Here is a 25918-nt window from a genome sequence, read left to right on the forward strand (position 1 = left end):
CGGCCAGTCAAATAATTGATAGTTGAATTATTTACCAGTGGTTTAATTTCGACCTTCCAAGGTATGGCACACTGCACCTTCGTTCGCCTATCAATACAAGTTATCGCCTGCCGATAACAGTGATATCCACGGTGTCGTTCTTACTGAGGCGGTGATGCAGGCCTATGGCTGGCAGCTGTTTTTTAAATTTCCATAGGAAAAAGCCACTTTATTGATCGTTAAAATAGATCAATAATCACGGTTTGAATGGTTTAATCTATTGGTTGAGGGCGCTGTGGTGAGCAAGGATGGATCAGATATCAAACGTAGAGCATGGCTGTGTGTATTTATCGGTAGCGGGCTGTTCTGGCTGTTAACCGCCGCCGTGATTTACTGGTTACTGAGTTAGCAGGTTAAGCAGGAAGGCGATTCGTGAACAAGAAGCAGGCTAAAAACCGTGAGGGCGCTGAGCGTCGCGCACAGTCCAAAATTCCGCCGTCATGGGTGCTGAGCGATGAGCAGCGCGCCTTTATTGAAGACTTATGGCAGGATACCGACTCTGAGCCGCCGCGGCCCCCATCGCGCAGCCGCGTTAGCTGATCACGCGGCTGCGGCCGGCCAGCGCGCCGAACAGCATTTGCAAGACGGTCAGGCACAGCAGGGCGATCAACGGCAAACGCCAACCTGCCGTCAGATCGTGCAGCAGGCCGAATAGGGTGGGCCCCAGCGCCGCCAACAGATAACCGACGGATTGTGCCATACCCGACAGCAGCGTCGCCTGATGATGATGCTGGCTGCGCAATCCAAAGAACGACAGCGCCAGCACCAGCGAACTCCCCGCCCCCAATCCGGCAAACGTCAGCCACACCAGTGAACTGGCGGGTTGCACCAACAATCCCCCGACGCCGATAAAGATCAGCAGCGAGCTGCCCAGCGCTATCGCCCGTTGATCGTGTGCGCGCGGCAAAATCACCACCATGACAAAGTTGGCGACGATGGCCACCACCTGGTAAACGAACAGCTCGAAACCTGCCTGCTGAGCTGAGGTGCCGTAGCTGGCGGCAAAGGCGCTGAACCAGCCGATGATGGTGTAGAAGGCGATCGATTGCAGCCCCATGAACATCGCCACTTGCCAACCCAGCGCGCTGCCCCAGGGAGAGCGATAGCGCTGTGGCTCCGTCGGCTGCGGCGCTTTGGCGGCGGGAGTGGCTGAGCGTCGCAGCTGCGGCAGCCACACCAGCAGCGCCAGCAACGCGGGCAACCCCCAGCACAGTAAGGAGAAGCGCCAGCCGAGGTCGGCCAGGGCAGCCAGCGGCACCGCCAGGCCGGAGGCGATGGCGGCAACCAGCGACATCACCGCCGCATAGGCGGCGATCATCGCGGCGGCGCGATGCGGGAAATCTCTTTTCACCAGCGTCGGCAGCACTACGTTGGCGAAGGCGATGGCGGCGCCGATCAGGATGCTGCCCGGCCATAGCATGGCGTCTTGCGGCAGGGAACGCAGCGCGATGCCGCAGACCAGCAGCGCGAGGGCGAGACCCAGGGTGCGCTCGATGCCGATGCGTTTCGCCAGCGCCGGAGTCAATGGCGAGAGGATGGCGAACAGGATCAGCGGCAGCGAGTTGATCAGGCCGGCGGCGGTGGCGGACAACGCCAGCTGCTGCTGGATCTGTTCCAGCAGAGGGCCGACGCTGGTCAGGGCGGCGCGCAGGTTGGCCGCGATCAGCATAATGCCGATGATCAGCAGAACGGGGCGGTGTAATCGGCGACGCGGGGTCGCGGTGGACGCTGGGGGTGAAGCGGGTTGCGGCATGGGTTCCTCGCACCAGGGCATGCAGTCAATCAGTGCTGCATGGCATGATGCGTTGATTGACGTTAACGCTTACGTACCGACAAATCGACGGTATCCGATCGCAAGTGTAGGGAAGATGGCGCGCGCTGACAAGGGGATGGCCCAGCGGGATGGCGGCGGTTAACCCTCGCCGGCCGCAGGATAATTGCCATTATGTGATCCTGGTCACTGAGTGAACTAAAAGTCAGGGCGCGGGGCGCGCCAGGCGCCGCTTTCGCTTTCCTCGCAGCCCACACCTCGGCGCTCCGGGCTTCTCGCCCATCCTGGCATTTCACTTTTTCTCCCTTCCGCTTTTTTGCTTTTCGATCCGTTTCGATTCGAAAGGTTTTTTGACGGTTTTTTTGCTAAAACCGGGCTGTAAGCCCGATCACAATTTCATTGCTTTCGCTTTGCTGTAATGCCTGCGCAGTAGAGCGAAAGCCATCTTCTCCCCGGCGATGCCGGAAACCTGAGGACCGCAGCTCATGCCAGTGAATACCGCAAAGCGACGTGAACACATTATCGATCTGTTATGCGAGCACGGCAGCGTGCGCGTGGAGCAGCTCAGCAAACAGTTTGCGGTATCCACGGTGACGATCCGCAACGATCTGCGCTTTCTGGAACGAAAAGGGTGTGCGCTGCGCGCTTACGGCGGCGCGATGCTCAATCAGCAATTCGCTTTCGATCGGCCGCTGCGGGACAAGGGGCGGTTGAATCGCGACGTCAAAACGCTGATCGCCAACGCGGCGGCCGGCTATGTGCGCGACGGCGATGCGCTGATCCTCGATTCCGGCTCCACCACCACGCAGATCGTGCCGTTCCTGAAGGGGCGGCGCGATCTGGTGGTGATGACCAATGCGCTGAACATTGCCTACGAGCTTTCGGGAAACGACGGGGTGGAGGTTATGGTGCTGGGGGGCAGCGTGCGCCGCAACTCTTACTCGCTCTACGGTCCGGCCGCCGAGCAGCAATTGCGTCAGTACCGCTTCGACAAGCTGTTTTTGGGCGTCGACGGGTTCGATCTGAGCGCCGGCATTACCACGCCTCACCCCGGTGAGGCGCACCTCAATCGCGTGATGTGCGAGGTGGCGCGCGAGATTATCGCGGTGGCGGATGCCAGCAAATTCGGTCGCAAGAGCTTTTGCATGATTCGCGAAGCCGGACAAATCCATCGGCTGATCACCGACAGCCGTCTTCCGGACGATTACGAGCGGGCGTTAACCGAGCTGGGCGTAGAGGTCATCATCGCCGATCGGTAGCAGGGCGCCTGCATGGGGGCTTCATGCAGCAGTTGTTACAGCTTGTCGAGCAGCACAAGGCCGGTATGCCGGTCGGGATCTTTTCCGTCTGTTCCGCCCATCCCTGGGTTCTGAAGGCCGCGCTGCGGCAGGCCAAAGCGCGCGGCACGCCGGTATTGGTGGAGGCGACGTCCAACCAGGTCAATCAGTTCGGCGGCTATACCGGCCAAACGGCGACCCAGTTCCGCGATGCGCTGTGGCATCTGGCGGATGAGGTTGGCCTCGCGCGCGATCGCGTGTGGCTGGGCGGCGATCACCTGGGGCCCAACGCCTGGCAAGATCGCCCGGCTCAGGAGGCGATGGCGCTGGCGGAAACCTTGATCGACGATTACGTTCGCGCCGGATTTCGCAAGATTCACCTCGATTGTTCCATGTCGTGCGCCGGCGATCCCTCGCCCCTGGGGGATGCCACGGTCGCCGAGCGTGCGGCGCGCTTGTGCGCGGTGGCGGAGCGGGCCTGGATGCAGAGCGGCGGCGAAGCGCCGGTCTATGTGATTGGCACCGAAGTGCCGGTGCCGGGCGGCGCGCAGGAGGCGCTGGCGAGTCTGCAGGTCACCACGCCGCAGGCGGTGGCGCAAACGCTGGAAACGCACCGTATCGCCTGGCAACAGGCCGAGCTGAACGATGCCTGGCAGAGAACCATCGCGCTGGTGGTGCAGCCGGGAGTCGAGTTCGATCACCACCGCGTCGAACGCTATCAGTCGCAGCGCGCCGACGCATTGAGCCATTTCATCGAACGCCAGCCGGGCATGATCTATGAAGCGCACTCCACGGACTATCAGCCGCCGCAGGCCTACCGCCAACTGGTGCGCGATCACTTCGCCATCCTGAAGGTGGGGCCGGCGCTGACCTTCGCGCTGCGCGAAGCGCTGTTCGCCCTCGATCGCATCGAGCGTGAATGGCTGGGGGAGCGCCAGTCGGCGCAGCTGTGCGCCACGCTGGAGCAGGTGATGCGCGAGCAGCCGCAGCAGTGGAGCCGCTATTACCACGGCACGCCGCACCAACAGTACCTCGATCGCCACTACAGCCTGAGCGATCGGGTGCGTTACTACTGGCCGCAGCCGCAGGTGCAGCAGGCGGTCGACGGGCTGCTGGACAACCTGCGCCGCAGCCCGGCGCCGCTGGCGCTGCTCAGCCAGTACCTGCCGGATCAGGCGCGGGCGCTGAACGCCGGCGAATTGAGCGCCGATCCGCAAGAGTGGGTGCTGCATAAAGTGACGCAGGTGCTCGACGATTACCACGCCGCCTGCTACCCGGAGGGCCGCTGACATGCCGAACATTTTAATGACCCGCATCGACAATCGCCTGGTGCACGGCCAGGTGGGCGTGACCTGGACCAACACCCTCGGCGCCAACCTGGTGGTGGTGGCCAACGACGAGGCCGCCGCCGATCCGGTGCAGCAGAACCTGATGGACATGGTGGTGGCGGAAGGGGTGCAGACCCGCTACTTCACGCTGCAGAAAACCATCGACGTGATCCACAAGGCGGCGGATCGGCAGAAGATTTTTCTGGTGTGCAAAACGCCGCAGGATGTGTTGACGCTGGTGCGCGGCGGGGTGCCGATCCGTTTCGTCAACGTCGGCAACATGCACTTCGCCGAGGGGAAGCGGCAGGTGCACAAAACGGTGTCGCTGGACGACGGCGACGTGGCCGCGTTTCGCGCGTTAGCGGCGCTGGGCGTGGAGTGCGAAGTGCGCCGGGTGCCGGATGAGGCGGGCGAGGCTATCGGCAAATTGCTCTTTTGAGCCAGGGGGAAAGCATGTTGACGGATGCGTTATTGATTGCGTTGTTGGCCGGGCTGGCGGGGGTGGACCTGTTCGACGGCCTGACCCACTTCCATCGGCCGGTGGTGATGGGGCCTCTGGTGGGGCTGATCTTGGGCGATGTCTACACCGGCTTGCTGGTGGGCGGTACGCTGGAGCTGGTGTGGATGGGGATGGTGCCGCTGGCGGGCGCCCAACCGCCGAACGTGGTGATCGGCGGGGTGATCGGCACCGCGTTCGCCATTCTGACCAAGGCCGACCCTAAAGTGGCGATCGGCGTGGCGGTGCCATTCTCGATTGCGGTGCAGGGCTGCATCACGCTGCTGTTTACGCTGTTCTCGCCGATGATGCACCGCTGCGATCGCATGGTGAAAGAGCTGAACTGGCGCGGCGTCGAACGGGTGAACTATCTCGGCATCGGCATCCTGTTCATCTTCTATTTCGTGGTGGCGTTCCTGCCGATTTACTTCGGCGCCGATGCGGCCAGCGCCATGGTGCAGAAAGCGCCGGGTTGGCTGCTGGACGGGCTGGCGGTGGCGGGCGGCATGATGCCGGCAATCGGCTTCTCGCTGCTGATGAAGGTGATGATGAAAAAAACCTACGTGGCCTATTTTATCCTCGGCTTTATCTCGGTCACGTTCCTCAAGCTGCCGATCCTGGCGGTGGCGCTGGGCGCCCTGGCGATCGCCCTGATCGATTTCTTCAACACGCAACGCGGCGCGGCAGAGGCGACGGCCCGGCCCGCTCCGCAGGAGGACGCCGAAGATGGCATTTAACGATTCCGACGATCTGCTGGCGCAAAAGGCCGAGCAACGCATGGCGCAGGCGCTGGCCACCAGCCAGGTGGAGCAGGACGACTATCTGGACAGCCAGCCCGCCGAAGCGCTGACGCGCGGCGACATCAACCGCATGGCCTGGCGTTCGCTGCTGCTGCAGGCGTCGTTCAACTATGAACGCATGCAGGCCGGCGGTTGGCTGTACCAGCTGATCCCCGGGCTGCGCAAGATCCACCGCAACCCGCAGGATCTGGCCAACTCGATGAAGATGCACATGGAATTTATCAACGTGCACCCGTTCGACGTCACCTTCCTGTCCGGCCTGGTGCTGGCGATGGAGCAGAACAAGGAGAAGATCTCCACCATTCGCGCGGTGAAAGTGGCGCTGATGGGGCCGCTCGGCGGCATCGGCGACGCGCTGTTTTGGCTGACGCTGCTGCCGATCTGCGCCGGGATAGGCGCTTCGCTGGCATTGGAGGGCAGCCTGTTCGGGCCGATCGTCTTCCTGCTGCTGTTCAACCTGTTCCACTTCGGCCTGCGCTTCGGGCTGGCGCACTACGGATATCAGGCCGGCACCAGCGCGCTGGCGCTGTTGAAGACCCACACCCGGCGCATTTCTCACGCCGCGTCGATCGGCGGCATGACGGTGATCGGCGCGCTGGTGGCCTCGTATGTGCATCTGTCCACGCCGTTGGTGATGCATGCCGGCAAGGCCAGGGTGGCGCTGCAGACAGACGTGTTGGACAAGCTGATGCCCAACCTGTTGCCGCTGTGCTTCACGCTGCTCATTTTCTTCCTGATGAAGCGCGGTTTCTCGCCGGTGAAGCTGATTGGCGTCACCGTAGCGATCGGCGTGGCGGGCAAATTTATCGGCATTTTGTGAGGAGCGGGCTATGCCAGGCATTGTGATTACCGGCCACGGCGGCTTCGCCACCGGGCTGTTGCAGGCGGTGGAGCAGGTGGTGGGGCCGCAGCGGCACTGCGCGGCGGTCGATTTCCCCGAACAGATGAGCACCGCGCAGCTCAACGACGCCTTGCGCTCGGCGCTGGCGGCGGTGGCGCAGCCGGACGGCGTGGTGTTTCTCACCGACATGCTCGGCGGCTCGCCGTTTCGCAGCGCCTGCGAACTGGCGGATGCGCAGGGCGATTGCGAAGTGCTGACCGGCGTCAACATGCAGCTGGCGGCGGAAATGATGCTGGAGCGCGACGGGTTGAGCCTGGATGAGTTTCGCGAGGTGGCGCTGGCGTGCGGCAAACGCGGCCTGACCAGCCTGTGGCATGAGCGCCGCCGGGTGAAATGCGAAGACGTGCCGGCCGACGGCATCTGAACGAACGCCGGGCGCCGCCGCGCCCGGCTCTGCGGGTTATGCCGGCAGCGGGCTTAGCATCAGGCGCGCCGGTTGATCTTCGCTGCGGCTGAAGCGCCAGCAGGTCTGGTGGTACTTCGCCACGCTGTTGCGGTGCGCCACGCTGATCAGCGTCACGTCCGGCAGTTCATCCACCAGCAGGCAGTACATCAACTGTTCGGTTTCGTCGTCCAGCGCGCTGGTGGCCTCGTCGAGGAACAGGATGTTCGGGCGAATCAACAGGGCACGGGCGAACGCCAGCCGCTGTTGCTCGCCCGGCGACAGGCGATGGCTCCAGTTGGCGGAGGTATCCAGCCAACGCAGCAGGTGCTTCAGGCGGCAGTTTTCCAGCACTCGCATCAGCTGCGGATCGCTGTATTCCGACGCCAGGCTCGGGTAGCTCAACGCTTCGCGCAGCGTGCCGATCGGAATGTAGCTGCGCTGCGGCAGGAACAACGTGTTGGCATTGGCCGCTACCCCAATGGCGCCCGCGCCGTAAGGCCAGATACCGGCGATGGCCCGCAGCAGCGTCGACTTGCCGCAGCCGGAAGGGCCGACGATCAGCAGGCGATCGCCGCGTTGCAGCGTCATCTCGGCGCCGGCCAGCAGCGGCTGGCCGTCGGGCAAGTGCAGGCTGAGGTTGCTCAGCGTCAACGGATGGGCGGTCTCTTCCCGCAGCTGAATGCCGCGCGGCTGATGATGCACCTGATCGACGGCGGCGTTGAAGCCGGCCAGACGGTTGACGCAGGCTTTCCAGGTCGCCAAATCGTTAAATGCGTCGATGAACCACGACAGCGCACCCTGTACCTGGCCGAAGGCCGAGGCGATCTGCATCAGGCCGCCCATCTGAATGGCGCCGGAGAAGTAGCGCGGCGCCGCCACCAGCAGGGGAAATACAATGGCGAACTGGCCGTAGAAGTTGGTGGCGATGTTCAGCCGCCGGGTGATGCGCATAATCGCCCACCAGTTGCTGCGAATGGTGTCAAAACGATCGCCCAGCTGCTGCGCCTCGCGCGGTTCGCCGTGGTACAGCGCGATGGCGTCGTTGTTTTCGCGGATGCGGATCAGGCCGAAACGGAAGTTTGCCTCATACCGTTCCTGGTTGAAGCCCAGCATGACCAGAGGTTTGCCGACCCACCAGATCAGCAGCGATCCCAGCACCGCATACAGCAGCGCGAACCACACCATATAACCGGGCAAGGTGATGGCATGCTGGCCGAGCGCGAAGGTCATTGGCCCGCTGACGTGCCATAGGATGTCGATAAAGGAAAACAGCGTCACCAGGCTGGAGAGCAGCCCGAGCGACAGCGACAGGGTATATTGGGTCAAGACGTTGAGATCTTCGGCGATACGCTGATCGGGATTATCGACGATCTGCTGCTGCTCGGCGTGGTAATACGCCTGGTGCGCCAGCCACTTTGCCATGAACTTTTCCGTCATCCAGCGCCGCCAGCGCATCTGCAGCCCCTGAGTCAGGTAGATCTTGTAGACCGCCAGCACGATGAAGATCAGCGCCAGATAGGTAAAACGCCACAGCTGCGCCTTGAATACCGGGTAGTTTTTGTTCTGCAGCGCATCGTAGAACACTTGGTTCCACTGGTTGATCTGCACGCTGATATAGACCAGGCCGAGCGACAGGACGACGATGGCGATCAGCATCATCCAGGCGCGCCATCGCTCCTCCGACACCCAAAAGGGTTTGATCAGCTGCCAAACGGCGTGTTTCTGCAAGGGGGTTGCGTTCATAACGGCTCGATAATTGCGGTATTTCGTTCAGCATGGGCTGCGGGCCGGTAACAAACAAACCGCGACTGTAAGCAGTTTTAACTCCGCTAACCGTTTGAAATAAGGCGGCTGAATCGACAGCGGCACGCCGACGGGCGCAATTGCGGCATACACTCCACCGCCGGGCGGTTATACTGGCGCCGAATTTTTGCAGAAAGGATAAACGATGAAGGCTTGGTTTCCCCTGTTGCTGACCTGCGGCGTCTTCGCCGGCGCCCGGGCCTGGGCGCACATTGACGAGCCGGACATCGCCGCCGACTGCCAAAAGGTGGCGAGCTACGCCGAACTGGGAAAAAAGGCCTATCAGCGGCAGGATTACGCCAAAGCTGCCGACATCTTTCGCGATCAGGCGGCCTGGAGCGAGTTTTGCGGCCTGAGCGAGCAGGCCATCGCCACGGCCTACAACAACGTGGCGCTGTCGCTGATGCGCGCCGGGGAATTGCTCAAGGCACAGGCCTACCTGGCGCTGGCGCCGCACGATGACAAATCGCAGCACAACATGAGCCTGTTGCGCCAACGCCTGGCGCAGCGGCCGCAGCCGCAGGGGCCGGGCGGCGTGTATTGGCAATACGCCGGGCGCGGCGTGTGGAGCGAAGTGGCGGTGAAGCCGCAGGGCGAGCGCTGGCTGATCGATTTTTCCGGCTACGCCATGCCGCAGATGGGGCTGTATTACGGGCCGAACATGGGTGACTTCACCGCCGAGCTGCCAATTGAGCACGGCAAAGCGGTCTACCATCAGCATGACTCGGAAAGCGCGCAGGTCTGCGACGTCACGCTGGAATTTGGCGAGCAAGCGCTGGAGATGCACACGCGCGGGGATTGCGGGTTCGGTCACAACGTGCGGGCGGAAGGGCGGTTCGTGCGGGTCGAATGACCCGCCCCGGCAGCCGGGGCGGGAAAGGTTGGTTACGCCAGCGCGGCGGCGCCCAGCAGGTTTTTCCAGGCTTCCACGTTACCCAGATAGTTGCCGGCCGGCAGCAGATGCAGACGGCCTTCACTGTCCTGCAGCGCAAAGGTCGGGAAGCCCTGGCCTTGCACTTTGGCCAGCAGCGCCCGGCTTTCCGCGATGTGCTGCGCGGTTGGCGCGCCGGTGTTGAAACGCATTTCGGCGATAAACGCCGCCGAAGGCAACCCCAGCTCTTTCGCCAACGCTTCCAGCACCGGCGTATCGGCGATGCGCCGGCCTTCTTGATAGTGCGCCTGCTGAATGCGGTGCAGCATGTCCAGCCCGCGGCCCGCCAGCTTTTCCGCCGCCAGGATGGCGGTGATCGGCGGCTCGGAATCCATCACCGCCGTGGTGTCGCGCAGCAGGCCGTTGAAATAGGCTTCGCCAAAAGGCTGGCCCGTCATCTCGGCGATGCGTTTGTCGTGCGGAATGACGTAGTTGCGCCATTCGTCGGTGATTTGGCGACGGTTGTTGCCGGTCATCATGCCGCCGGCGTGCGGCACAACCTTCAGCCCAGGGAGGTTCTGAGCCGCTTTCACCAGTGGCGCGGCGCCGTAACACCAGCCGCACAGCGGATCGAAAATGTAATGCAGAGTGGTTTCGGTCATCTTTACTCCTCGCCTGGCGCGCGGCAGCTCACCGCGGCGCCAGGGCTGGTTCAATCACGCACGGGCGCTTATTGCGGCCACTTCATCTCGCCTTTCAGCACTTTCGCGCTCAGTTCCAGGCTCGACTCATCTTTCAGCGTCGGGTAGTGCTTTTTCATCGCCTCAATCAGCGCGGCGGAATCCTTGGCCTTCGGCAGCTCGGCTTCCAGCGTGGTCAGGTATTTCTGGGTAAAGTGCACCGATGCCAGCGTTTGCGCTGCGCCCGGCAGGAAGTGGCCCGGCACCACGACCTGCGGCTTCAGCGCTTCGATGTTTTTCAGCGTCTGCTGCCAGTGCTGGCGCGATTCCACGCTCTGGTTGTCGGCGATCCACGGATGGATATTGTCACCGGCGACCGCGACACCGCCTACTACCGCTTTCAGCGCCGGGATCCACACGAAGGTGCGATCGGGGGTCGGGCCGTTCAGGCCTTTCACTTCCACTTTCTGGCCGTCGATGGTGAAGCTGTCGCCCTGCAGCGGCTGCGGCACGATCACGGTTTTCGGCGCGTTGTCTTTCAGGATCGGGCCCCAATAGGCGACTTTGCCGTCTTTGGTGGCGTTGATGTCCTTGATGGTGCCTGGCGAAGCGATGATTTTCGCCTCCGGGAAGGCCGCTTTAATCACGTCCAGACCGAAATAGAAATCCGGGTCTGAGTGGCTGATATAAACGGTGGTCAGTTTCTTGCCGGTCGCCTTGATCTTTTTCACCAGCGCTTCAGCGTCGTTACGCTGGAACTGAGCGTCGATCAGCGCCACTTCGTGTTTGCCGCTGATGATTTCGGAAGACACCGGGAACACGCTTTTCTCGCCCGGGTTATACACTTCCATGGTCAGGGTGTCGGCCGCGGTGGCGTAGGTGCTGAGGGTGGCGACGCCGGTGAAGGCCAGAGTTAACAGTGATTTCTTAAACATGGGCAGAGGTCCTTAGGTATCGGTTAATGTTGTAATGATGTTAGGTTGCATAAAGCGATAGAAAAACCGGATAATAAGCAATTATTCGTTGCATAAATCGGACTAATCATGGATCGCATTACCGCCGCAGAGGTTTTTGTCACCATCGTCGATCGCGGCAGCATGATCGCCGCTGCGGAAACGCTGGAGATGTCGCGCGCGATGGTGACGCGCTACCTGGCGCAGATGGAGCAATGGGCCGGGGCGCGTTTACTGCACCGTACTACCCGTAAGCTTAGTCTGACCGACGCCGGTGAGCGTACTCTGGAGCGCTGCCGGCAAATGCTGGCGCTGGCGGGGGAGATCGACCTGGTGGAGGAAGGGCAGAGCGACGAGTTGCGCGGCCTGCTGCGCATCACCTGTTCGCAGTCGCTCGGGCAAACGGCGCTGGTGGGGGCGGTCGCTCAGTATCTGAAGCGCCACCCGCAGGTGGCGGTCGATCTGCAGATGAACAATCGGGCGGTGAACCTGGTGGAAGAGCGCATCGATCTGGCGCTGCGCATCACCAACGAGCTGGATCCCAACCTGATCGCCCGCCCGCTGTCCACCTGCGCATCGGTGGTGTGCGCCGCGCCCGCTTATCTGGCGGCGCACGGCACCCCACGCCAGCCGCAGGATTTGGCGTTGCACAACTGCCTGACTTATTCCTATTTCGGCAAAAGCCTGTGGCATTTTGACGCGCAGGGGGTGAAATCGGCGGTGGCGGTCAGCGGCAACCTGAGCGCCAACGAGTCGGTGGTGCTGATGGCCGGCACGGTGCAGGGCGCGGGCATTTCCATGCAGCCCTATTATTCGGCGGCGCCGCTGCTGGCCAGCGGCGAACTGGTCGAACTGTTGCCGGATTACCGGCCACAGTCGATGGGCATCTACGGCATCTACACCTCGCGCCGCCAGATGCCCGCCACCTTGCGCACCATGCTGGACTTTCTGGTGGAATGGTTCGCCACCGATCCGCAGTGGCAGGCGACGCTGCGCTGATGCTGCGGCAATATTCCCCCGCCGCTTTCAGCGCCTGACGGCGGCGGCCAGCCGGGCGACAAAGGTGGCGGCCTGCTGATGAAGGTGGTCGATAAAGGCCGTCACCAGCGCCGACGAGGGGCGGTGTAGCGGCCGAATCAGGCTGACGGTGAACGGCACGTCGATGCTGAACGGCCGCACGTGCACGCCGTTGCCGGCATAGTCGAGCGCCGTCAGCGGGTTGACGATCGACACCCCCACGCCGGCCCTCACCATGGCGCATACCGACGCCGCGCTGTGCGTTTCCATCACCATGCGGCGCTCGACGCCCTGCTCGCCGAACAGCGTATCCAACAGGTGGCGATAGCTGTCGGTGCTCGACAGGCTGATAAAGTTCTGCCCGGCGAAGTCCTGCGGCGTCAGCCGATCTTTCAGCAGCAGCGGGTGGCCCGTCGGCAGCACGCACACTTCGTTCAACGTCATCAGCGTCACCCGCTCGGTGCCCGCCGGCGTCAGGGTGGTTTCCGTCAGCCCGAGATCGTGGCGCTGGGCCGACAGCCACTCTTCCAGCAGCGGCGACTCTTGCGGGATAACGCTGAAGCTGACTTCCGGGTAACGTTCGATAAAGGGCCGGCACACCGCCGGCAGCAGCGATTGGGAAAATACCGGCAGGCACACGATCGACAGCTGCGCCTGCTGAAACTGGCGGATGCCGGCGGCGGCGTTGACGATGCGATCGAGGCCGTAATAGGAGCGCTGCACCTCTTCGAACAACCGTAGGCCCTGCACGGTAGGGGACAAGCGCCCGCGCACCCGATCGAACAGCTGCAGCCGGATCAGCTTCTCAAAGCGCGCCAGCTCGCGGCTGACGGTCGGTTGCGAGGTCTGCAGCAGGGCCGCCGCCTCGGTCAGGTTGCCGGTGGTCATCACCGCCCGAAAGATTTCGATCTGCCGCAAAGAGATGCTGTGCATGGCGAGGCCGCTCGGTTAAGGGGAAAGCCATATCATAAATGAATAGATTGCGGCTAAATAGATATTTTCCACCCGATTCAGCGTGCGGCACTATGGCGTTATCTGCCGTCATTTTCGAATTGGGAATATCGCCATGCCACGCCCGTTGCACGACACCTCCACCGCGTTGAACGCCGCTAACCTGCTGGCCTTGCCGCAGCGCTTCGGCTGCCCGGTTTGGGCCTATGATGAGGACATCATCAGCCAGCGCATCGCTCAGCTGCGCCATTTCGACACTATCCGTTTCGCACAGAAGGCCTGTTCGAACATTCATATTTTGCGCTTGATGCGCGAGCAGGGCGTGAAGGTGGATTCGGTGTCGCTGGGCGAGATCGAGCGGGCGCTGCAGGCCGGTTTTCAGCCGGGCGGCGAACCGAGCGAAATCGTGTTTACCGCGGACGTGTTGGATCATGCCACGCTGGCGCGCGTCAGCGAATTGAAGATCCCGGTTAACGCCGGTTCCATCGACATGCTGGATCAGCTCGGCCAGGTTTCCGCAGGGCACCCGGTGTGGCTGCGCATTAACCCGGGTTTTGGCCACGGCCACAGCCAGAAAACCAACACCGGCGGCGAGAACAGCAAGCACGGTATCTGGTATGCCGATCTGCCGCAGGCGGTGGAGAAAATTCGCCGCTACGGCCTGAGACTGATCGGCGTGCATATGCACATCGGTTCCGGCGTCGATTACCAGCATCTGGAGCGCGTCTGCGATGCGATGGTGCAGCAGGTGATCGATCTCGGTCATGATATCAGCGCCATTTCCGCCGGCGGTGGCCTGTCTATCCCGTACCAGTACGGCGAAGAGGCGATCGATACCGAACACTATTTCGGGTTGTGGAACCGGGCGCGTGAACGCATCGCCGCGCATCTGGGGCATCCGGTGCAGTTGGAGATCGAACCGGGGCGTTTCCTGATGGCGGAAGCGGGCGTCTTGGTGGCCGAGGTGCGGGCGGTAAAAGACATGGGCAGCCGCCACTTCGTGCTGGTGGACGCCGGTTTTAACGATCTGATGCGCCCGGCAATGTACGGCAGCTATCACCATATTTCGCTGTTGCCGGCCGATGGGCGCGACACCTCGCGGCAAGCGCTGCGCGAGACGGTAATTGCCGGGCCGCTGTGCGAATCCGGCGACGTGTTCACCCAGCAGGCGGGCGGCGGCGTAGAAACCCGCGAACTGCCGCCGGTGCAGATCGGCGATTATCTGGTGTTCCACGACACCGGCGCCTACGGCGCATCGATGTCCTCCAACTACAACAGCCGCCCGCTGTTGCCCGAAGTGCTGTTCGAAAACGGCGAACCGCGGCTGATCCGCCGCCGCCAGACCATCGAAGAGCTGATCGCGCTGGAGCTTATCTGATAAACGGGCGGGCGCCTTGCGCTCGCTTCACAGCGTCATGCGGCGGTGTTGGCCATTGGGCAATTGCACATCCAGCGACAGCGTGCCGCCCATCGCCTCGATATAGCGTTTGAGCGACGACAGCTTTATTTCGCTGCCGCGCTTTTCCAAATTGGCGACGGAGGGTTGGCTGATGCCGAGCCGCTTCGCCAATTCAACCTGAGAGACCGCCAGCTCTTCCCTCAGCATCGCCAGCCGCAGCTCGAAAATTTCCTGGTCCGCTTTTTGCCTGGCGGCGGCAACGACGGCGGGATCGAGTTTATCGATCAGTTGGGATAAAGGTTTGGCCATCTGCACTACCTCCGGGTTGCCAGATAATGTGAAAACTCCATGGCGGCGATGGGCAACATGCGCTGGTAAAAGCGTTTGTCGCCGGTTTTATCGCCACCGCACAGCAATACTGCTTGCCGCTGTGGGTCAAAGGCGAAAAACACCCTGAAAGGGCGCCCGCGGTGTTGAACGCGCAGCTCCTTCAACTGCCGGACCGCGTCGGAAAAATACAGCGTATCGGCATGCGGCCGCGTCAACTGCGGGCCGAACGTCTGTAATTTGAAGATCGCCGCCAGGATGCTTGTTTGCTGGGCGTTGTTCAGCGCTAAAAACCAGTCGTCGAACCGTTCGACGGTCACCACTTGCCACATGATGCGCTCCGAATATAGCGTTTATGCTATATAGTGTAAAGATTATTGTGCCAACAATATGCACGAACGCTGGGAGCGGAAAAAATCCAAAAGCGGGAAATGCGGCGGGCTGCGCAATATGAACGCACGGGTGATGGCTCACCCATGCGGCGGCGCGAATTACGGCTGTTCGTGCGCGTTGTTGAGGGTGGCAACCGAGTGGCGGCGCACCAGCGTCGGGCTGAACATGTTGGTGATTTCCGGCAGCGGTTGACGATTGGCCAAGGCCAGGGCCAGTTCCGCCGCCTGGGTCGCCATCGCCACGATCGGGTAGCGAACGGTGGTCAGGCGCGGCCGCAGGTAGCGCGAAATCAGCACGTCGTCGAAACCGATCAGCGAAATTTGCCCCGGTACGTCGACGCTGTTGTCGCTCAGCACCGAAAGCGCGCCGGCGGCCATCGGATCGTTGTAGCAGGTAACGGCGGAGAACGAGCGGCCGCGGCCGAGCAATTCGGTCATCGCCTGTTCGCCGCCGATCTCGTCCGGTTCGCCGTAGGCGATCAGCTTTTCATCCACCGCAATGCCGTGCTCCTGCAGAGCGTCGAGATAGCCTTGCAGGCGATCGGTGGCGTCGGAAATCTGGTGGGTGGAGCAGATGATGGCGATGCGCTGATGCCCTTGCTGGATCAGATGACGGGTCGCCAGCCAGGCGCCGTAGCGATCGTCGAGCGCCACGCAGCGCGTTTCAAAACCCGGCAGCGTGCGGTTGATCAGCACCATGCCCGGGATCTGCTGCATCCAGCCGCCAAGTTCCCGATCGCTCAGACTTTTGGCGTGCACCACCAGCGCCTCGCAGCGATGTCGCACCAGCTGTTCAATCGCCTGACGCTCTTTTTCGGCGTCGTGGTAACCGTTGCCAATCAGCAGAAAATTGTGGGTGGCGTAGGCCACCTGCTCGACCGCTTTGACCATCGCCCCGAAGAAGGGGTCGGAAACGTCGGAGACGATCAGGCCCAGCGTTTCGGTGGACTGCTGCGCCAGCGCCCGTGCGTTGGCATTGGGGTGATACTGCAGCTGTTCCATGGCGGCCAGCACCGCGGTGCGCGACCCTTCGCTGGCCTTGGGAGAATTGTTTATCACGCGGGATACCGTGGCCACGGAAACACCCGCCAGCCTGGCAACATCCTTTATCGTAGCCATATCAGTCAACACATCCTGGGTAATCGCTTACATCCCCCAGTTTTGCGGAAAAAAACCGGGGCTGCAAGCGGTGTTGTGCGCAACTTGTGGCGGCCGTTGCAGAATCTTTTCGCGGCTGCGCGCATAACCGTCGGCCGCCGAACGATAGCGCAATTTGTACGTTGGCACTGGCGACGGGCTGAGGTAACGTCTGTGCATTCCGATTTGCGCCGAGAACGCCATGTCCATTAAACGCTATCCGCAGCTCGCCCATTGGGGCGCCTATACCGCCGTAGTTGAAGACGGCCGGCTTATCCGCTGTGAACCCTTCGCCGACGATCCCGACCCTTCGCCGTTGCTCGATTCCATCGTACCGATGGTTTACTCCGACAAACGTATCCGCAAGCCGGCGGTGCGCCGCTCGTGGCTGCAAAAGCGCGAGGGCAGCGACCGCACGCTGCGCGGCAGGGAAGATTTCGTCGAAGTGGACTGGGAACTGGCGCTCGATTTGGTGGCGCAGGAGAATCGCCGGGTGCGCGATCGCTACGGCGCCTCCGGGCTGTTTACCGGCTCTTATGGCTGGTCGTCGGCCGGGCGCTTGCATCATGCGCGCTCGCTGGTGCGACGGTTCTATTTCAGCGGCGGCGGCGGGGTCGATCAGCAGGGCAACTACAGCTGGGGCGCGGCGCAGTTTTTCCTGCCGTATGTGATCGGCACTTTCTCGCCGTTGACCGGGCGCGTCACCAGTTGGCCAAGCGTGGTGGAGCATTGCGAGCTGTTTGTGGCGTTTGGCGGGCTGGCGCTGAAAAATGCCCAGGTCTCTTCCGGCGGTGCGGCGGAGCATGCGCTCAAACCCTGGCTGCAAAAGCTGGCGCACAAGGGCACGCCGGTTGTCAACATCAGCCCGATGCGCGACGACTGCCCCGGGTTCGTCAACGCGGAGTGGATCCCGATCCGGCCGAATACCGACGTGGCGCTGATGCTGGCGCTGGCTTACGAAATTCAACGGCTGGGCGCGCAGGACGAAGCCTTCCTGCACAGCCACTGCGTGGGCTATCAACAGTTGGCGGATTACCTGAACGGCGTGAGCGACGGCGTGGCGAAAACGCCTGCCTGGGCCAGCGCCATTACCGGCATTCCGGCGGCGCGCATCGCTCTGCTGGCGCGGCAGCTGATCGGCGTGCGCAGTTTTATCACCTGTTCCTACTCCGTACAGCGCGCGCACCGCGGCGAGCAACCCTATTGGATGATGATCGCGCTGTCGTCGATGTTGGGCCAGGTGGGCCTGCCGGGCGGCGGCTTCTCGTTCGGCCACGGCTCGATGAACGGCGTCGGCAACCCGCGCGTGGACACCCCCGCGCCGACCATGCCGGTAGGGGAAAACCCGGCCGGGCTGGCGATCCCGGTGGCGCGCATCTGCGACATGCTGCTGCACCCCGGCGAAACCTATCAATTTTGCGGCGAGACGCGGCAGTATCCGGATATCCACCTGGTGCACTGGGCCGGCGGCAACCCGTTCCATCACCATCAGCAGTTGAATCGGCTGGTGGAGGGCTGGCAGAAGCCGGATACGGTGATCGTACAAGATATCTGGTGGACGGCTGCGGCCAAAATGGCGGATATCGTGTTGCCGGTCACCAGTTCGCTGGAGCGCAACGACATCGGCGGCTCCTCGCGCGATCGCTACGTGCTGGCGATGCATCAGGCGATTGCGCCGCAGCATCAGGCGCGCAACGATTTCGATATCTTCGCCGATCTGGCGGAGCGCTTGGGCTATCGCGAGCGCTTTACCGAAAACCGCGGCGAGCGGGCCTGGATCGAAGATATCTATCGGCAATGCGGCGCGGCGCAGCGGCGCGCCGGCGTCGCCTGGCCCGAGTTTGAGGATTTTTGGCGCCGGGGCTATGTCGAACTGCCCGCGCCGGCCAAGGAGTTCGTGTTTTTTGACGCGTTCCGCGCCGATCCGCAGGCTAACCCGCTGCAGACGCCCAGCGGCAAGATCGAACTGTTCAGCGAGCGGATCGCCGGTTATCGCTACGAGGATTTCGCTCCGCATCCGCAGTGGCGGCCGCCGATCGAGTGGCTGGGGGCGCCGCAGGCCAAAACCTGGCCGCTGCATCTGATCTCCATTCAACCGAGCGATCGTCTGCACAGCCAGATGGATCCGGCACCGCTGGCGCAGGGCAATAAGACCGCCGGGCGCGAAACCCTGTATATGCATCCGGAGGACGCGGCGCAGCGCGGCGTGGCGGACGGCGCCGAAGTGCTGGTCAGCAATGCGCGCGGCAGCTGTTTGGCGGGGGCCTCCCTCACCGACGGCGTGACGCGCGGCGTGGTGCTGATGGCGACCGGCGCCTGGTTCGAGCCGGGTTACGACGCGCAGCGTCGGCCGGTCGAGCAGGCGGGCAACCCGAACGTGCTGACGCTGGATATCGGCACCTCGTCGCTGACGCAGGGGCCGAACGCCATGAGTTGCCTGGTGGAGGTCAGCGCGCGATGAGTGAAGGTTTCACGTCGGGATAACCGGCTCGCCGTCGCGGCTGTATTTATTTTTTCGCCGCTGCGGGAAGGTTTAAGTTTCATTGAGTTATTACAGCAGATCGCGGGAAATTTACAGCTGGTTGCATTTGGAGCAGAACTCTTGCGATTCGCCGGTAGTTTCCTGCACGCCATCTCTCTAGAGTAGGTGATCCCAGAGGTATTGATTGGTGAGAAATCAGCATACTCTGTATGTTGAAGCCATTTTCAATTGCACCAACCTACGCGGATGCGTAGGTTTTTTTTTGCCTGCCATATAGTATTCTTTTCCCTACAACGATTTACGCCTCCATGGCCAAGGGAGAAGGGCATGATCTTTTCACTGCTGCGCGCGCTGTTTCGCCTGCTGTTTCGGGTACGGGTCGAAGGGGACGTTCAGCACTTCGAGCGGCAAAAACTGCTGATTACGCCGAACCACGTCTCTTTCCTCGACGGCGTGTTGCTGGCGCTGTTCCTGCCGATTAAACCGGTGTTTGCGGTTTACGCCAGCATCGGCGAGAGCTGGTTTATGCGCTGGCTGCGGCCCTACATTGATTTCGTCTCGCTCGATCCCACCAAGCCGATGGCCATCAAGCAACTGGTGCGCATGGTCGAGCAGGGGCGGCCGATCGTGGTGTTCCCTGAAGGGCGCATCACCGTGACCGGCGCGCTGATGAAAATCTACGACGGCGCGGCGTTTATCGCTGCCAAATCGGGCGCCACCGTGGTGCCGGTGCGGATCGACGGCCCCGAGTTCAGCCCGTTCGGCCGCATGGCCGGGGTATTCAAGATCCGCTGGTTCCCGCAAATCAGCATCCGCATCTTGCCACCGACCACGCTACCGATGCCGGAAGCGCCGCGCGCGCGTGAACGCCGGGCGCTGGCGGGCGATCGGCTGATGCAGATCATGATGCGGGCGCGAATGGATACGCGCGAACCGCAGACGCTGTTCCATGCCTTGCTGGCGGCGCAGCACCGCTACGGGCGCCGCAAGCCCTGTATCGAAGACATCGCTTTCAAAGAAGACAGTTACCAGACGCTGATCAAGAAATCGCTGGGCGTCAGCCGCATTCTGCAGCGCTTTACCGCTGAAGGGGAACACGTCGGGCTGCTGTTGCCGAACGCCACCATCACCGCGGCGGCGATCTTCGGCGCTTCGCTGCGTAACCGCATTCCGGCGATGCTCAACTACACCGCTGGCGCCAACGGCCTGAACAGCGCGATGCTCGCCGCCGGCATCAAGACCATCATCACCTCGCGCCAGTTTCTGGAGAAGGGCAAGCTGACCCACCTGCCGGAGCAGGTGACGCAGGCCAACTGGGTGTATCTGGAAGATCTGAAAGACACCGTTACGCTGGCGGACAAGCTGTGGATTTTGCGGCACTTGCTGCAGCCGCAGCGCGCGGCGTTGCCGCAACGCCCGGAGGACGCGGCGCTGATCCTGTTCACTTCCGGTTCCGAAGGCCACCCCAAGGGCGTGGTGCATTCGCATGCCAGCCTGCTGGCTAACGTAGAACAAATTCGCACCATCGCCGACTTCACGCCGCGCGACCGTTTCATGTCGTCGCTGCCGCTGTTCCACTCGTTCGGCCTGACGGTGGGGCTGCTTACGCCGCTGATCACCGGCAGCCGCATTTTCCTCTACCCCAGCCCGCTGCACTATCGCGTGGTGCCGGAGCTGGTGTATGACCGCAACTGCACGGTGTTGTTCGGCACGGCGACCTTCCTCAACAACTATGCGCGCTTCGCGCATCCGTATGATTTCGCCCGCCTGCGCTACGTGGTGGCCGGCGCGGAGAAACTGGCGGACAGCACCAAACAGATCTACCAGGACAAATACGGCATCCGCATTCTGGAAGGCTATGGCGTGACCGAGTGCGCGCCGGTGGTGTCCATTAACGTGCCGTTGGCGACCAAGGTGGGCACCGTCGGCCGCATCATGCCGCAGATGGAGGCGCGCCTGATTGCGGTGCCGGGCATCGATAACGGCGGTCGCCTGCAGCTGAAGGGGCCGAACATCATGAAAGGCTATCTGCGGGTTGAGCGCCCCGGCGAGCTGGAACCGCCGGCGGCGGAAGATGCGAACGGCGTGCTGCAGCCGGGCTGGTACGACACCGGCGATATCGTCAGCCTGGATGAGCAAGGCTATTGCACCATTCGCGGCCGCGTGAAACGCTTCGCCAAGCTGGCGGGCGAGATGGTGTCGCTGGAGAGCGTCGAATTGCTGGCGCAACGGCTGTCGCCGGAAAAAATGCATGCCGCCACGGCCAAAGGTGACAGCAGCAAAGGCGAGGCGCTGGTGCTGTTCACCACCGATCCCGCCATCACTCGTGAAGCATTGCTGCGGGTGGCGCGTGAGCTGGGCAGCCCGGAGCTGGCGGTGCCGCGCGATATTCGCCTGTTGAAAACGCTGCCGGTGCTCGGCAGCGGCAAACCCGATTTCGTCACCCTGCGTCATATGGCTGAACAGCCGGAGAGTGCCCGATGAATCCTTCGACCGAGTCCCCTTTGCTGTCACGCGGCATGATCGCCGTCATCAGCGCGCAGTTCCTCTCGGCGTTCGGCGACAATGCGTTGCTGTTCGCCACGCTGGCGTTGATCAAGCAGCAGCTGTATCCGGACTGGAGCCAGCCAATTCTGCAGATGGCCTTCGTCGCCACCTACATCATCCTGGCGCCGTTCGTCGGCCAGGTGGCCGACAGCTTTGCCAAAGGGCGGGTGATGATGTTCGCCAACGCCTTAAAATTGGCGGGGGCGTTGGTGATCTGTTTTGGGGGAAACCCGTTCCTCGGCTACAGCCTGGTCGGGGTGGGAGCCGCCGCGTATTCGCCGGCCAAATACGGCATTCTGGGCGAGATCACCAGCGGCGAGAAGCTGGTCAAGGCTAACGGCCTGATGGAGGCCTCGACTATCGCCGCCATTCTGACCGGTTCGGTGGCCGGTGGCATTCTGGCGGACTGGCATGTGGTGGCGGCGCTGGCGGTCTGCGCCTTGGTTTACGCGGGGGCGGTGGTCGCCAACCTGTATATTCCGCGCCTCGCGGCGGCGCGCCCTGGGGCTTCCTGGCGCCCGCGGGCCATGACGAACAGCTTCTTTACCGCTTGCGTCACGTTATGGCGCGATGGGCAGACGCGTTTTTCCTTGATCGGCACCAGCCTGTTCTGGGGGGCCGGCGTGACGCTGCGTTTTCTGCTGGTGCTGTGGGTGCCGGTAGCGCTCGGCATCGCCGATAACGCCACGCCGACGCTGCTGAACGCCATGGTAGCCGTCGGTATCGTGGTGGGGGCCGGCGCCGCCGCGCGCTTTGTCACGCTGAAGACGGTGAAGCGCTGCATGCCGGCCGGGATCCTGATCGGCGTTGCGGTCGCGGTATTCGCGCTGCAAACCACCATGCTCAATGCCTATGTCTTGTTGGCGATCATCGGCATGCTGGGGGGCTTCTTCGTGGTGCCGCTCAATGCGTTGCTGCAGGAGCGGGGCAAGCATTCGGTCGGCGCCGGCAATGCTATCGCGGTTCAAAACCTGGGTGAAAACGCCGCCATGTTGCTGATGCTGGCGCTGTATTCGCTGGTGGTGAAGCTGGGCGTGCCGGTGGTGGGCGTCGGCGTAGGGTTTGGCGTGGTGTTTGCGCTGGCGATTAGCGCGCTGTGGTGGTCGCAGCGGCGGTGAAACGGGGCGCAGCCAGGCTGCGCCCTTGCTGTATTAAGGCGCCGGAATGGTAAACCGGGTATGGATTTCTTCGAGCGCCTGCAGCACGTCTTCATCCAATACCACATCGAGGCTGTCGATGTTGATTTTCAACTGATCCACCGTGGTGGCGCCCAGCAGGGTGCTGGCGACGAACGGCTGTTGACGCACGAAGGCCAACGCCATCTGCGAAGGATCCAGCCCGTGTTTTTTTGCCAGCGCCACGTACTCGGCGATCGCCAGCTGGGTTTGCTGACCTGAATAACGGTTGAAGCGGGTGAACAGCGTATTGCGCGCACCGGCCGGTTTTGCGCCATTGAGGTATTTACCGCTCAGGGTACCGAACGCCAGGCTGGAATAGGCCAGCAGTTCCACCCCTTCGTGCTGGCTGATCTCGGCCAGGCCAATCTCAAAGCTGCGGTTCAGCAGGCTGTACGGGTTTTGAATCGACACGATGCGCGGCAGCTCGTGTTTCTCCGCCAGTTGCAGGTAGCGCATCACGCCCCAGGGCGTTTCATTGGAAACCCCGATATAGCGGATCTTGCCGGCGCGCACCTGCTCGGTCAGCGCCTCCAGCGTTTCCAGCAGCGTGACCGTGGCTTTGTCGTCGGTGTATTGATAGTTGAGTTTGCCAAAACAGTTGGTGGCGCGCTGCGGCCAGTGCAATTGGTAGAGATCGAGATAATCGGTATTCAGCCGCTTGAGGCTGGCGTCCAGCGCGGCGCGGATGTTTTTGCGATCGAGCGCCTGCTGCGGGCGAATGCTGCTGTCGGTGCCGCGCACCGGGCCCGAGACTTTGCTGGCCAGGACGATTTTTTCGCGATTGCCGCGCGCCTTGAGCCAGCTGCCGATATAGCTTTCGGTCAGGCCCTGGGTTTCCGGACGGGGCGGCACCGGGTACAGTTCGGCGGTGTCTATCAGGTTGACGCCTGCGGCCAATGCATAGTCCAGTTGCGCATGGGCGTCGGCTTCGCTGTTCTGTTCGCCAAAGGTCATGGTGCCCAGTCCCAGCACGCTCACTTCTAAAGAACTGTGGGGAATACGGTGGTATTGCATTAACGGCCTTCCTTTCTTGTTAGCGCTTACGGGCCGCGCGGCCCGGTGAAACAGGAGCCCAATGTCAGAAGACGGCGCAGAGTCCGTCGGGCGGCGATGTCGCCTTTCCTGACTATAACCAAGCGGTGAAGATGGGGGAAGCGGATTCCGTGCGGACGCGAATGGGGGCTACCGCGTTTGAACGGGCGATAGCCGGCGAGCGGTGATTAACGTTCGATAACCTGAGAAACTTGATCGCCGTTGATCTGGCGCTGGTTGCCTTTCTCGTCTTTATAGCTGATGAGGCCGGTATCTTCATCGATCTCCGGTTTGCCTTGCGTCAGGATCATGTTGCCGTCTTTGGTCGCCATCACGTAGTCGCTGGAACAACCCGCCAGGCCAGCCACCATCACCAGCGCAGACACTGCCATTACCCACTTTTTCATCCTGCGGATCCTCGATTATGCAGAAAATAATGTTCTTTCAAGATTAGCAAACTCTCGGCGAAGCGCGTCTCAGATAAGTCTTTATCTGATAAGAAAAAGTGAAATGAGAGGTCAACGAAGTGATGAAAGCCGCCAATGGCGGCTTTCATATAGATAGCGTTATTCCGGCGCGCGATTTTTTTTGCTGCGCATCAGATTGAGCGCTTCTACCGACATCGAGAAGAACATGGCGAAGTAGATGTAGCCTTTCGGCACGTGCACCTGGAAGCTTTCCAGCATCAGCGTGAAGCCCACCAGGATCAGGAACGCCAGCGCCAGCATTTTCACCGACGGATGGCGGTTGACGAATTCGCCGATCGGTCGGGCAGCGAACATCATCACGCCGACGGCGATCACCACTGCCGCCATCATGATGAACAGATGGTCGGAAAGGCCCACGGCGGTAATCACCGAATCCAGGCTGAAGATAATATCCAACAGCATGATCTGCACGATCGCGCCGAAGAAGCTGTGCACCTTGGTGTGGTGCTCTTCTTCCGACCCTTCGATGGTTTCGTGGATCTCTTTGCTGGCTTTCCAGATCAGGAACAGCCCGCCCAGCAGCAGGATCAGATCGCGAGCGGATACGCTGTGCTCCATCACGGTAAACAGCGGATGGGTCAGGCGAATCACCCAGGCGATGGAAGCCAGCAGCGCCAGGCGCATAAGCATGGCAGCGGCCAGCCCGATCCGGCGAGCTTTGTTCTGTTGCGCTTTGGGCAGCTTGGCCACCACCAGCGACAGAAAAATGATGTTATCAATACCCAGTACGATCTCAAGAATGGTTAGCGTGCCTAACGCTAACCAGGCATTGGGATCCATAATCCATTCGAACATTGCTCGACACACCTTATTAATACTTAATAAATGCAAAGCGTGAATTATACGCGTTTATCATGGCGCTGATAGGGGCAGCTAAACCAGAGTTAAACGAAATCGCTTAGATTGAGAAATGTCTTGCCAGCAGCGCGCCGGTAAAACTCTTTTTCAGATAGAAGCCGCGCGGCAGCGTCATGATCGGTTGCCCTTGTTCGCCGATGGCTTCGGTGAGCGCCTTGCTGTTAGCCGCTTTGGGGCGCAGCTGCAGCACTTCGCCGTGGCGTGCGGTGATGCGCTCTACGTGGCCGAGCACGATCAGATCCATCAATTCTTCCCAGTCGCGGCGCAGCATTTCGTCTTCTGCCGCGCTTGGGCTCCACAGCAGCGGCGAACCGACGCGGCGTTCGGCCAGCGGGATCTGGCGTTCGCCTTCTACCGGTATCCACAACACGCGCGCCAGCTTGTAGCGAACGTGGCTGTTGGCCCAGGTGACGCCGCTGTTGCCGGTGAGCGGAGCGACGCAGACAAAAGTGGTTTCCAGCGGTTTGCCGGCGGCGTCGACAGGAATGGTTTTCAGCTCGATGCCCAGCTCGGGAAAGTCCTGCTCCGGTTTGCTGCCGGCCATGGCGCCGAGATACAGCTCCAGCAGCATGCCTACCCAACCTTTATCGCGTTTCAGATCCTTGGGGATCGGCAGCTGCGCGCGAGCGGCCAGTTCGCCAAAGCTGGCGCCGGCCAGCGCCTGAGCGCGCTCGAACAGCTGCCGTTCATTTTCCGGCGGGGGCGGCAAAGGGGATAAAAACGCCATAAATCAAGCCTGTCTAATTTGGTTGAAAAATGTACTGCAATTATGCACGGTGAGCGATAACCGCCATCGCTTGGGGAAA

At 61.8% G+C, this 25918-nt stretch carries 25 protein-coding genes; 13 read left to right on the forward strand and 12 right to left on the reverse strand.

Translation table 11 applies throughout. The annotated features are described in order from the left end of the window. The first annotated feature begins 274 nt into the window (after nucleotides 1–274). Nucleotides 275–388, forward strand: coding sequence for a YmiA family putative membrane protein (locus tag ACJ8HB_RS18610; protein WP_049232362.1), 114 nt, complete (start codon nucleotides 275–277; stop codon nucleotides 386–388). A gap of 183 nt (nucleotides 389–571) precedes the next feature. Here the strand turns inward: ACJ8HB_RS18610 and ACJ8HB_RS18615 are convergent, their stop codons facing one another. Continuing rightward, nucleotides 572–1792 (reverse strand): CynX/NimT family MFS transporter, encoded by a 1221-nt coding sequence (locus tag ACJ8HB_RS18615; protein ID WP_047570692.1) that lies wholly within the window; start codon nucleotides 1790–1792, stop codon nucleotides 572–574. Nucleotides 1793–2295: 503 nt separating this feature from the next. Between ACJ8HB_RS18615 and agaR the strand changes: the two genes are divergently transcribed. The 6 genes from agaR to agaF are packed head-to-tail and all read left to right on the forward strand — an operon-like array spanning nucleotide 2296 to nucleotide 6976. Then, on the forward strand, nucleotides 2296–3069 hold the full coding sequence (gene agaR / locus ACJ8HB_RS18620) for a transcriptional repressor AgaR (protein WP_033649488.1): 774 nt from the start codon (nucleotides 2296–2298) through the stop codon (nucleotides 3067–3069). 23 nt (nucleotides 3070–3092) lie between these two features. Then, nucleotides 3093–4376, forward strand: a complete 1284-nt coding sequence (locus tag ACJ8HB_RS18625) for a D-tagatose-bisphosphate aldolase, class II, non-catalytic subunit (RefSeq protein ID WP_047570694.1) — start codon at nucleotides 3093–3095, stop codon at nucleotides 4374–4376. Nucleotide 4377: 1 nt separating this feature from the next. Beyond that, on the forward strand, nucleotides 4378–4854 hold the full coding sequence (gene agaV, locus ACJ8HB_RS18630; protein WP_019455696.1) for a PTS N-acetylgalactosamine transporter subunit IIB: 477 nt from the start codon (nucleotides 4378–4380) through the stop codon (nucleotides 4852–4854). Nucleotides 4855–4868: 14 nt separating this feature from the next. Further along, on the forward strand, nucleotides 4869–5648 hold the full coding sequence (agaW, locus tag ACJ8HB_RS18635) for a PTS N-acetylgalactosamine transporter subunit IIC (RefSeq protein WP_033635784.1): 780 nt from the start codon (nucleotides 4869–4871) through the stop codon (nucleotides 5646–5648). Then, a complete protein-coding gene (locus ACJ8HB_RS18640; protein WP_094860054.1) occupies nucleotides 5638–6531 on the forward strand; it encodes a PTS system mannose/fructose/sorbose family transporter subunit IID in 894 nt (297 codons plus the stop codon). Before agaW ends, ACJ8HB_RS18640 begins: the two co-directional genes overlap by 11 nt. A gap of 10 nt (nucleotides 6532–6541) precedes the next feature. Further along, nucleotides 6542–6976 (forward strand): PTS galactosamine/N-acetylgalactosamine transporter subunit IIA, encoded by a 435-nt coding sequence (gene agaF / locus ACJ8HB_RS18645; protein ID WP_033654096.1) that lies wholly within the window; start codon nucleotides 6542–6544, stop codon nucleotides 6974–6976. Between the two features lie 36 nt (nucleotides 6977–7012). Here agaF and ACJ8HB_RS18650 read toward each other — a convergent pair whose 3' ends face one another. Further along, nucleotides 7013–8740: an ABC transporter ATP-binding protein/permease gene (locus ACJ8HB_RS18650; RefSeq protein WP_047570696.1), complete on the reverse strand. Its 1728-nt coding sequence runs from the start codon at nucleotides 8738–8740 to the stop codon at nucleotides 7013–7015. Nucleotides 8741–8945: 205 nt separating this feature from the next. Between ACJ8HB_RS18650 and ACJ8HB_RS18655 the strand changes: the two genes are divergently transcribed. Next, on the forward strand, nucleotides 8946–9653 hold the full coding sequence (locus ACJ8HB_RS18655; protein WP_033635780.1) for a hypothetical protein: 708 nt from the start codon (nucleotides 8946–8948) through the stop codon (nucleotides 9651–9653). 32 nt (nucleotides 9654–9685) lie between these two features. On the opposite strand, the gene ACJ8HB_RS18660 is transcribed toward ACJ8HB_RS18655, so the two are convergent. Together ACJ8HB_RS18660 and ACJ8HB_RS18665 are read right to left on the reverse strand one after the other, a co-directional pair. Continuing rightward, on the reverse strand, nucleotides 9686–10333 hold the full coding sequence (locus ACJ8HB_RS18660) for a DsbA family protein (protein ID WP_047570698.1): 648 nt from the start codon (nucleotides 10331–10333) through the stop codon (nucleotides 9686–9688). Between the two features lie 68 nt (nucleotides 10334–10401). Beyond that, nucleotides 10402–11286 carry an MBL fold metallo-hydrolase gene (locus tag ACJ8HB_RS18665; protein WP_033635778.1) on the reverse strand — a complete coding sequence of 295 codons (885 nt, stop codon included), beginning with the start codon at nucleotides 11284–11286 and terminating at the stop codon, nucleotides 10402–10404. Nucleotides 11287–11394: 108 nt separating this feature from the next. On the opposite strand from ACJ8HB_RS18665, the gene ACJ8HB_RS18670 reads away from it, so the two are divergent. Next, a complete protein-coding gene (locus ACJ8HB_RS18670; RefSeq protein ID WP_015378928.1) occupies nucleotides 11395–12303 on the forward strand; it encodes a LysR family transcriptional regulator in 909 nt (302 codons plus the stop codon). A 27-nt stretch (nucleotides 12304–12330) separates the two neighbouring features. Here the strand turns inward: ACJ8HB_RS18670 and ACJ8HB_RS18675 are convergent, their stop codons facing one another. Continuing rightward, nucleotides 12331–13254 (reverse strand): LysR family transcriptional regulator, encoded by a 924-nt coding sequence (locus tag ACJ8HB_RS18675; RefSeq protein WP_033654101.1) that lies wholly within the window; start codon nucleotides 13252–13254, stop codon nucleotides 12331–12333. A gap of 133 nt (nucleotides 13255–13387) precedes the next feature. Between ACJ8HB_RS18675 and lysA the strand changes: the two genes are divergently transcribed. Continuing rightward, nucleotides 13388–14650, forward strand: a complete 1263-nt coding sequence (lysA, locus tag ACJ8HB_RS18680) for a diaminopimelate decarboxylase (RefSeq protein ID WP_094860055.1) — start codon at nucleotides 13388–13390, stop codon at nucleotides 14648–14650. Between the two features lie 27 nt (nucleotides 14651–14677). On the opposite strand, the gene ACJ8HB_RS18685 is transcribed toward lysA, so the two are convergent. From ACJ8HB_RS18685 to galR, 3 genes are all read right to left on the reverse strand, one after another. Next, nucleotides 14678–14980 (reverse strand): helix-turn-helix domain-containing protein, encoded by a 303-nt coding sequence (locus ACJ8HB_RS18685; protein ID WP_004931828.1) that lies wholly within the window; start codon nucleotides 14978–14980, stop codon nucleotides 14678–14680. Between the two features lie 5 nt (nucleotides 14981–14985). Beyond that, nucleotides 14986–15330 carry a type II toxin-antitoxin system RelE/ParE family toxin gene (locus ACJ8HB_RS18690; protein ID WP_033635775.1) on the reverse strand — a complete coding sequence of 115 codons (345 nt, stop codon included), beginning with the start codon at nucleotides 15328–15330 and terminating at the stop codon, nucleotides 14986–14988. A gap of 159 nt (nucleotides 15331–15489) precedes the next feature. Beyond that, nucleotides 15490–16509 (reverse strand): HTH-type transcriptional regulator GalR, encoded by a 1020-nt coding sequence (galR, locus tag ACJ8HB_RS18695; protein WP_033649496.1) that lies wholly within the window; start codon nucleotides 16507–16509, stop codon nucleotides 15490–15492. 220 nt (nucleotides 16510–16729) lie between these two features. On the opposite strand from galR, the gene ACJ8HB_RS18700 reads away from it, so the two are divergent. From ACJ8HB_RS18700 to lplT, 3 genes are all read left to right on the forward strand, one after another. Further along, the gene (locus ACJ8HB_RS18700) at nucleotides 16730–18988 is read left to right on the forward strand and encodes a molybdopterin guanine dinucleotide-containing S/N-oxide reductase (RefSeq protein WP_164146093.1); all 2259 of its coding nucleotides are present in this window, start codon (nucleotides 16730–16732) and stop codon (nucleotides 18986–18988) included. 348 nt (nucleotides 18989–19336) lie between these two features. Next, a complete protein-coding gene (gene aas / locus ACJ8HB_RS18705) occupies nucleotides 19337–21493 on the forward strand; it encodes a bifunctional acyl-ACP--phospholipid O-acyltransferase/long-chain-fatty-acid--ACP ligase (RefSeq protein WP_047570706.1) in 2157 nt (718 codons plus the stop codon). After that, entirely contained in the window at nucleotides 21490–22674 is a 1185-nt protein-coding gene (gene lplT / locus ACJ8HB_RS18710) for a lysophospholipid transporter LplT (protein ID WP_033635770.1), read from the forward strand. Before aas ends, lplT begins: the two co-directional genes overlap by 4 nt. 33 nt (nucleotides 22675–22707) lie before the next feature. Here the strand turns inward: lplT and ACJ8HB_RS18715 are convergent, their stop codons facing one another. The 4 genes from ACJ8HB_RS18715 to mutH form a co-directional block, all read right to left on the reverse strand. Then, nucleotides 22708–23748, reverse strand: coding sequence for an NADP(H)-dependent aldo-keto reductase (locus tag ACJ8HB_RS18715; protein ID WP_033635767.1), 1041 nt, complete (start codon nucleotides 23746–23748; stop codon nucleotides 22708–22710). A 206-nt stretch (nucleotides 23749–23954) separates the two neighbouring features. Further along, on the reverse strand, nucleotides 23955–24173 hold the full coding sequence (locus tag ACJ8HB_RS18720) for a YgdI/YgdR family lipoprotein (RefSeq protein WP_033635766.1): 219 nt from the start codon (nucleotides 24171–24173) through the stop codon (nucleotides 23955–23957). Nucleotides 24174–24332: 159 nt separating this feature from the next. After that, nucleotides 24333–25049: a TerC family protein gene (locus ACJ8HB_RS18725; protein WP_033635765.1), complete on the reverse strand. Its 717-nt coding sequence runs from the start codon at nucleotides 25047–25049 to the stop codon at nucleotides 24333–24335. Between the two features lie 103 nt (nucleotides 25050–25152). Continuing rightward, nucleotides 25153–25839 carry a DNA mismatch repair endonuclease MutH gene (gene mutH, locus ACJ8HB_RS18730; RefSeq protein WP_033635764.1) on the reverse strand — a complete coding sequence of 229 codons (687 nt, stop codon included), beginning with the start codon at nucleotides 25837–25839 and terminating at the stop codon, nucleotides 25153–25155. Nucleotides 25840–25918: the final 79 nt, after the last annotated feature.

The organism is Serratia sp. CY27727 (assembly GCF_052169275.1).
GTDB classification, from domain to species: domain Bacteria; phylum Pseudomonadota; class Gammaproteobacteria; order Enterobacterales; family Enterobacteriaceae; genus Serratia; species Serratia sarumanii.

Bases quoted from the DNA above. Each gene is read 5' to 3' on its own strand.
- ACJ8HB_RS18615 (WP_047570692.1), bottom strand. From the start codon at position 1,792: ATGCCGCAACCCGCTTCACCCCCAGCGTCCACCGCGACCCCGCGTCGC.
- agaR (WP_033649488.1), top strand. From the start codon at position 2,296: ATGCCAGTGAATACCGCAAAGCGACGTGAACACATTATCGATCTGTTA.
- ACJ8HB_RS18625 (WP_047570694.1), top strand. From the start codon at position 3,093: ATGCAGCAGTTGTTACAGCTTGTCGAGCAGCACAAGGCCGGTATGCCG.
- agaV (WP_019455696.1), top strand. From the start codon at position 4,378: ATGCCGAACATTTTAATGACCCGCATCGACAATCGCCTGGTGCACGGC.
- agaW (WP_033635784.1), top strand. From the start codon at position 4,869: ATGTTGACGGATGCGTTATTGATTGCGTTGTTGGCCGGGCTGGCGGGG.
- ACJ8HB_RS18640 (WP_094860054.1), top strand. From the start codon at position 5,638: ATGGCATTTAACGATTCCGACGATCTGCTGGCGCAAAAGGCCGAGCAA.
- agaF (WP_033654096.1), top strand. From the start codon at position 6,542: ATGCCAGGCATTGTGATTACCGGCCACGGCGGCTTCGCCACCGGGCTG.
- ACJ8HB_RS18650 (WP_047570696.1), bottom strand. From the start codon at position 8,740: ATGAACGCAACCCCCTTGCAGAAACACGCCGTTTGGCAGCTGATCAAA.
- ACJ8HB_RS18655 (WP_033635780.1), top strand. From the start codon at position 8,946: ATGAAGGCTTGGTTTCCCCTGTTGCTGACCTGCGGCGTCTTCGCCGGC.
- ACJ8HB_RS18660 (WP_047570698.1), bottom strand. From the start codon at position 10,333: ATGACCGAAACCACTCTGCATTACATTTTCGATCCGCTGTGCGGCTGG.
- ACJ8HB_RS18665 (WP_033635778.1), bottom strand. From the start codon at position 11,286: ATGTTTAAGAAATCACTGTTAACTCTGGCCTTCACCGGCGTCGCCACC.
- ACJ8HB_RS18670 (WP_015378928.1), top strand. From the start codon at position 11,395: ATGGATCGCATTACCGCCGCAGAGGTTTTTGTCACCATCGTCGATCGC.
- ACJ8HB_RS18675 (WP_033654101.1), bottom strand. From the start codon at position 13,254: ATGCACAGCATCTCTTTGCGGCAGATCGAAATCTTTCGGGCGGTGATG.
- lysA (WP_094860055.1), top strand. From the start codon at position 13,388: ATGCCACGCCCGTTGCACGACACCTCCACCGCGTTGAACGCCGCTAAC.
- ACJ8HB_RS18685 (WP_004931828.1), bottom strand. From the start codon at position 14,980: ATGGCCAAACCTTTATCCCAACTGATCGATAAACTCGATCCCGCCGTC.
- ACJ8HB_RS18690 (WP_033635775.1), bottom strand. From the start codon at position 15,330: ATGTGGCAAGTGGTGACCGTCGAACGGTTCGACGACTGGTTTTTAGCG.
- galR (WP_033649496.1), bottom strand. From the start codon at position 16,509: ATGGCTACGATAAAGGATGTTGCCAGGCTGGCGGGTGTTTCCGTGGCC.
- ACJ8HB_RS18700 (WP_164146093.1), top strand. From the start codon at position 16,730: ATGTCCATTAAACGCTATCCGCAGCTCGCCCATTGGGGCGCCTATACC.
- aas (WP_047570706.1), top strand. From the start codon at position 19,337: ATGATCTTTTCACTGCTGCGCGCGCTGTTTCGCCTGCTGTTTCGGGTA.
- lplT (WP_033635770.1), top strand. From the start codon at position 21,490: ATGAATCCTTCGACCGAGTCCCCTTTGCTGTCACGCGGCATGATCGCC.
- ACJ8HB_RS18715 (WP_033635767.1), bottom strand. From the start codon at position 23,748: ATGCAATACCACCGTATTCCCCACAGTTCTTTAGAAGTGAGCGTGCTG.
- ACJ8HB_RS18720 (WP_033635766.1), bottom strand. From the start codon at position 24,173: ATGAAAAAGTGGGTAATGGCAGTGTCTGCGCTGGTGATGGTGGCTGGC.
- ACJ8HB_RS18725 (WP_033635765.1), bottom strand. From the start codon at position 25,049: ATGTTCGAATGGATTATGGATCCCAATGCCTGGTTAGCGTTAGGCACG.
- mutH (WP_033635764.1), bottom strand. From the start codon at position 25,839: ATGGCGTTTTTATCCCCTTTGCCGCCCCCGCCGGAAAATGAACGGCAG.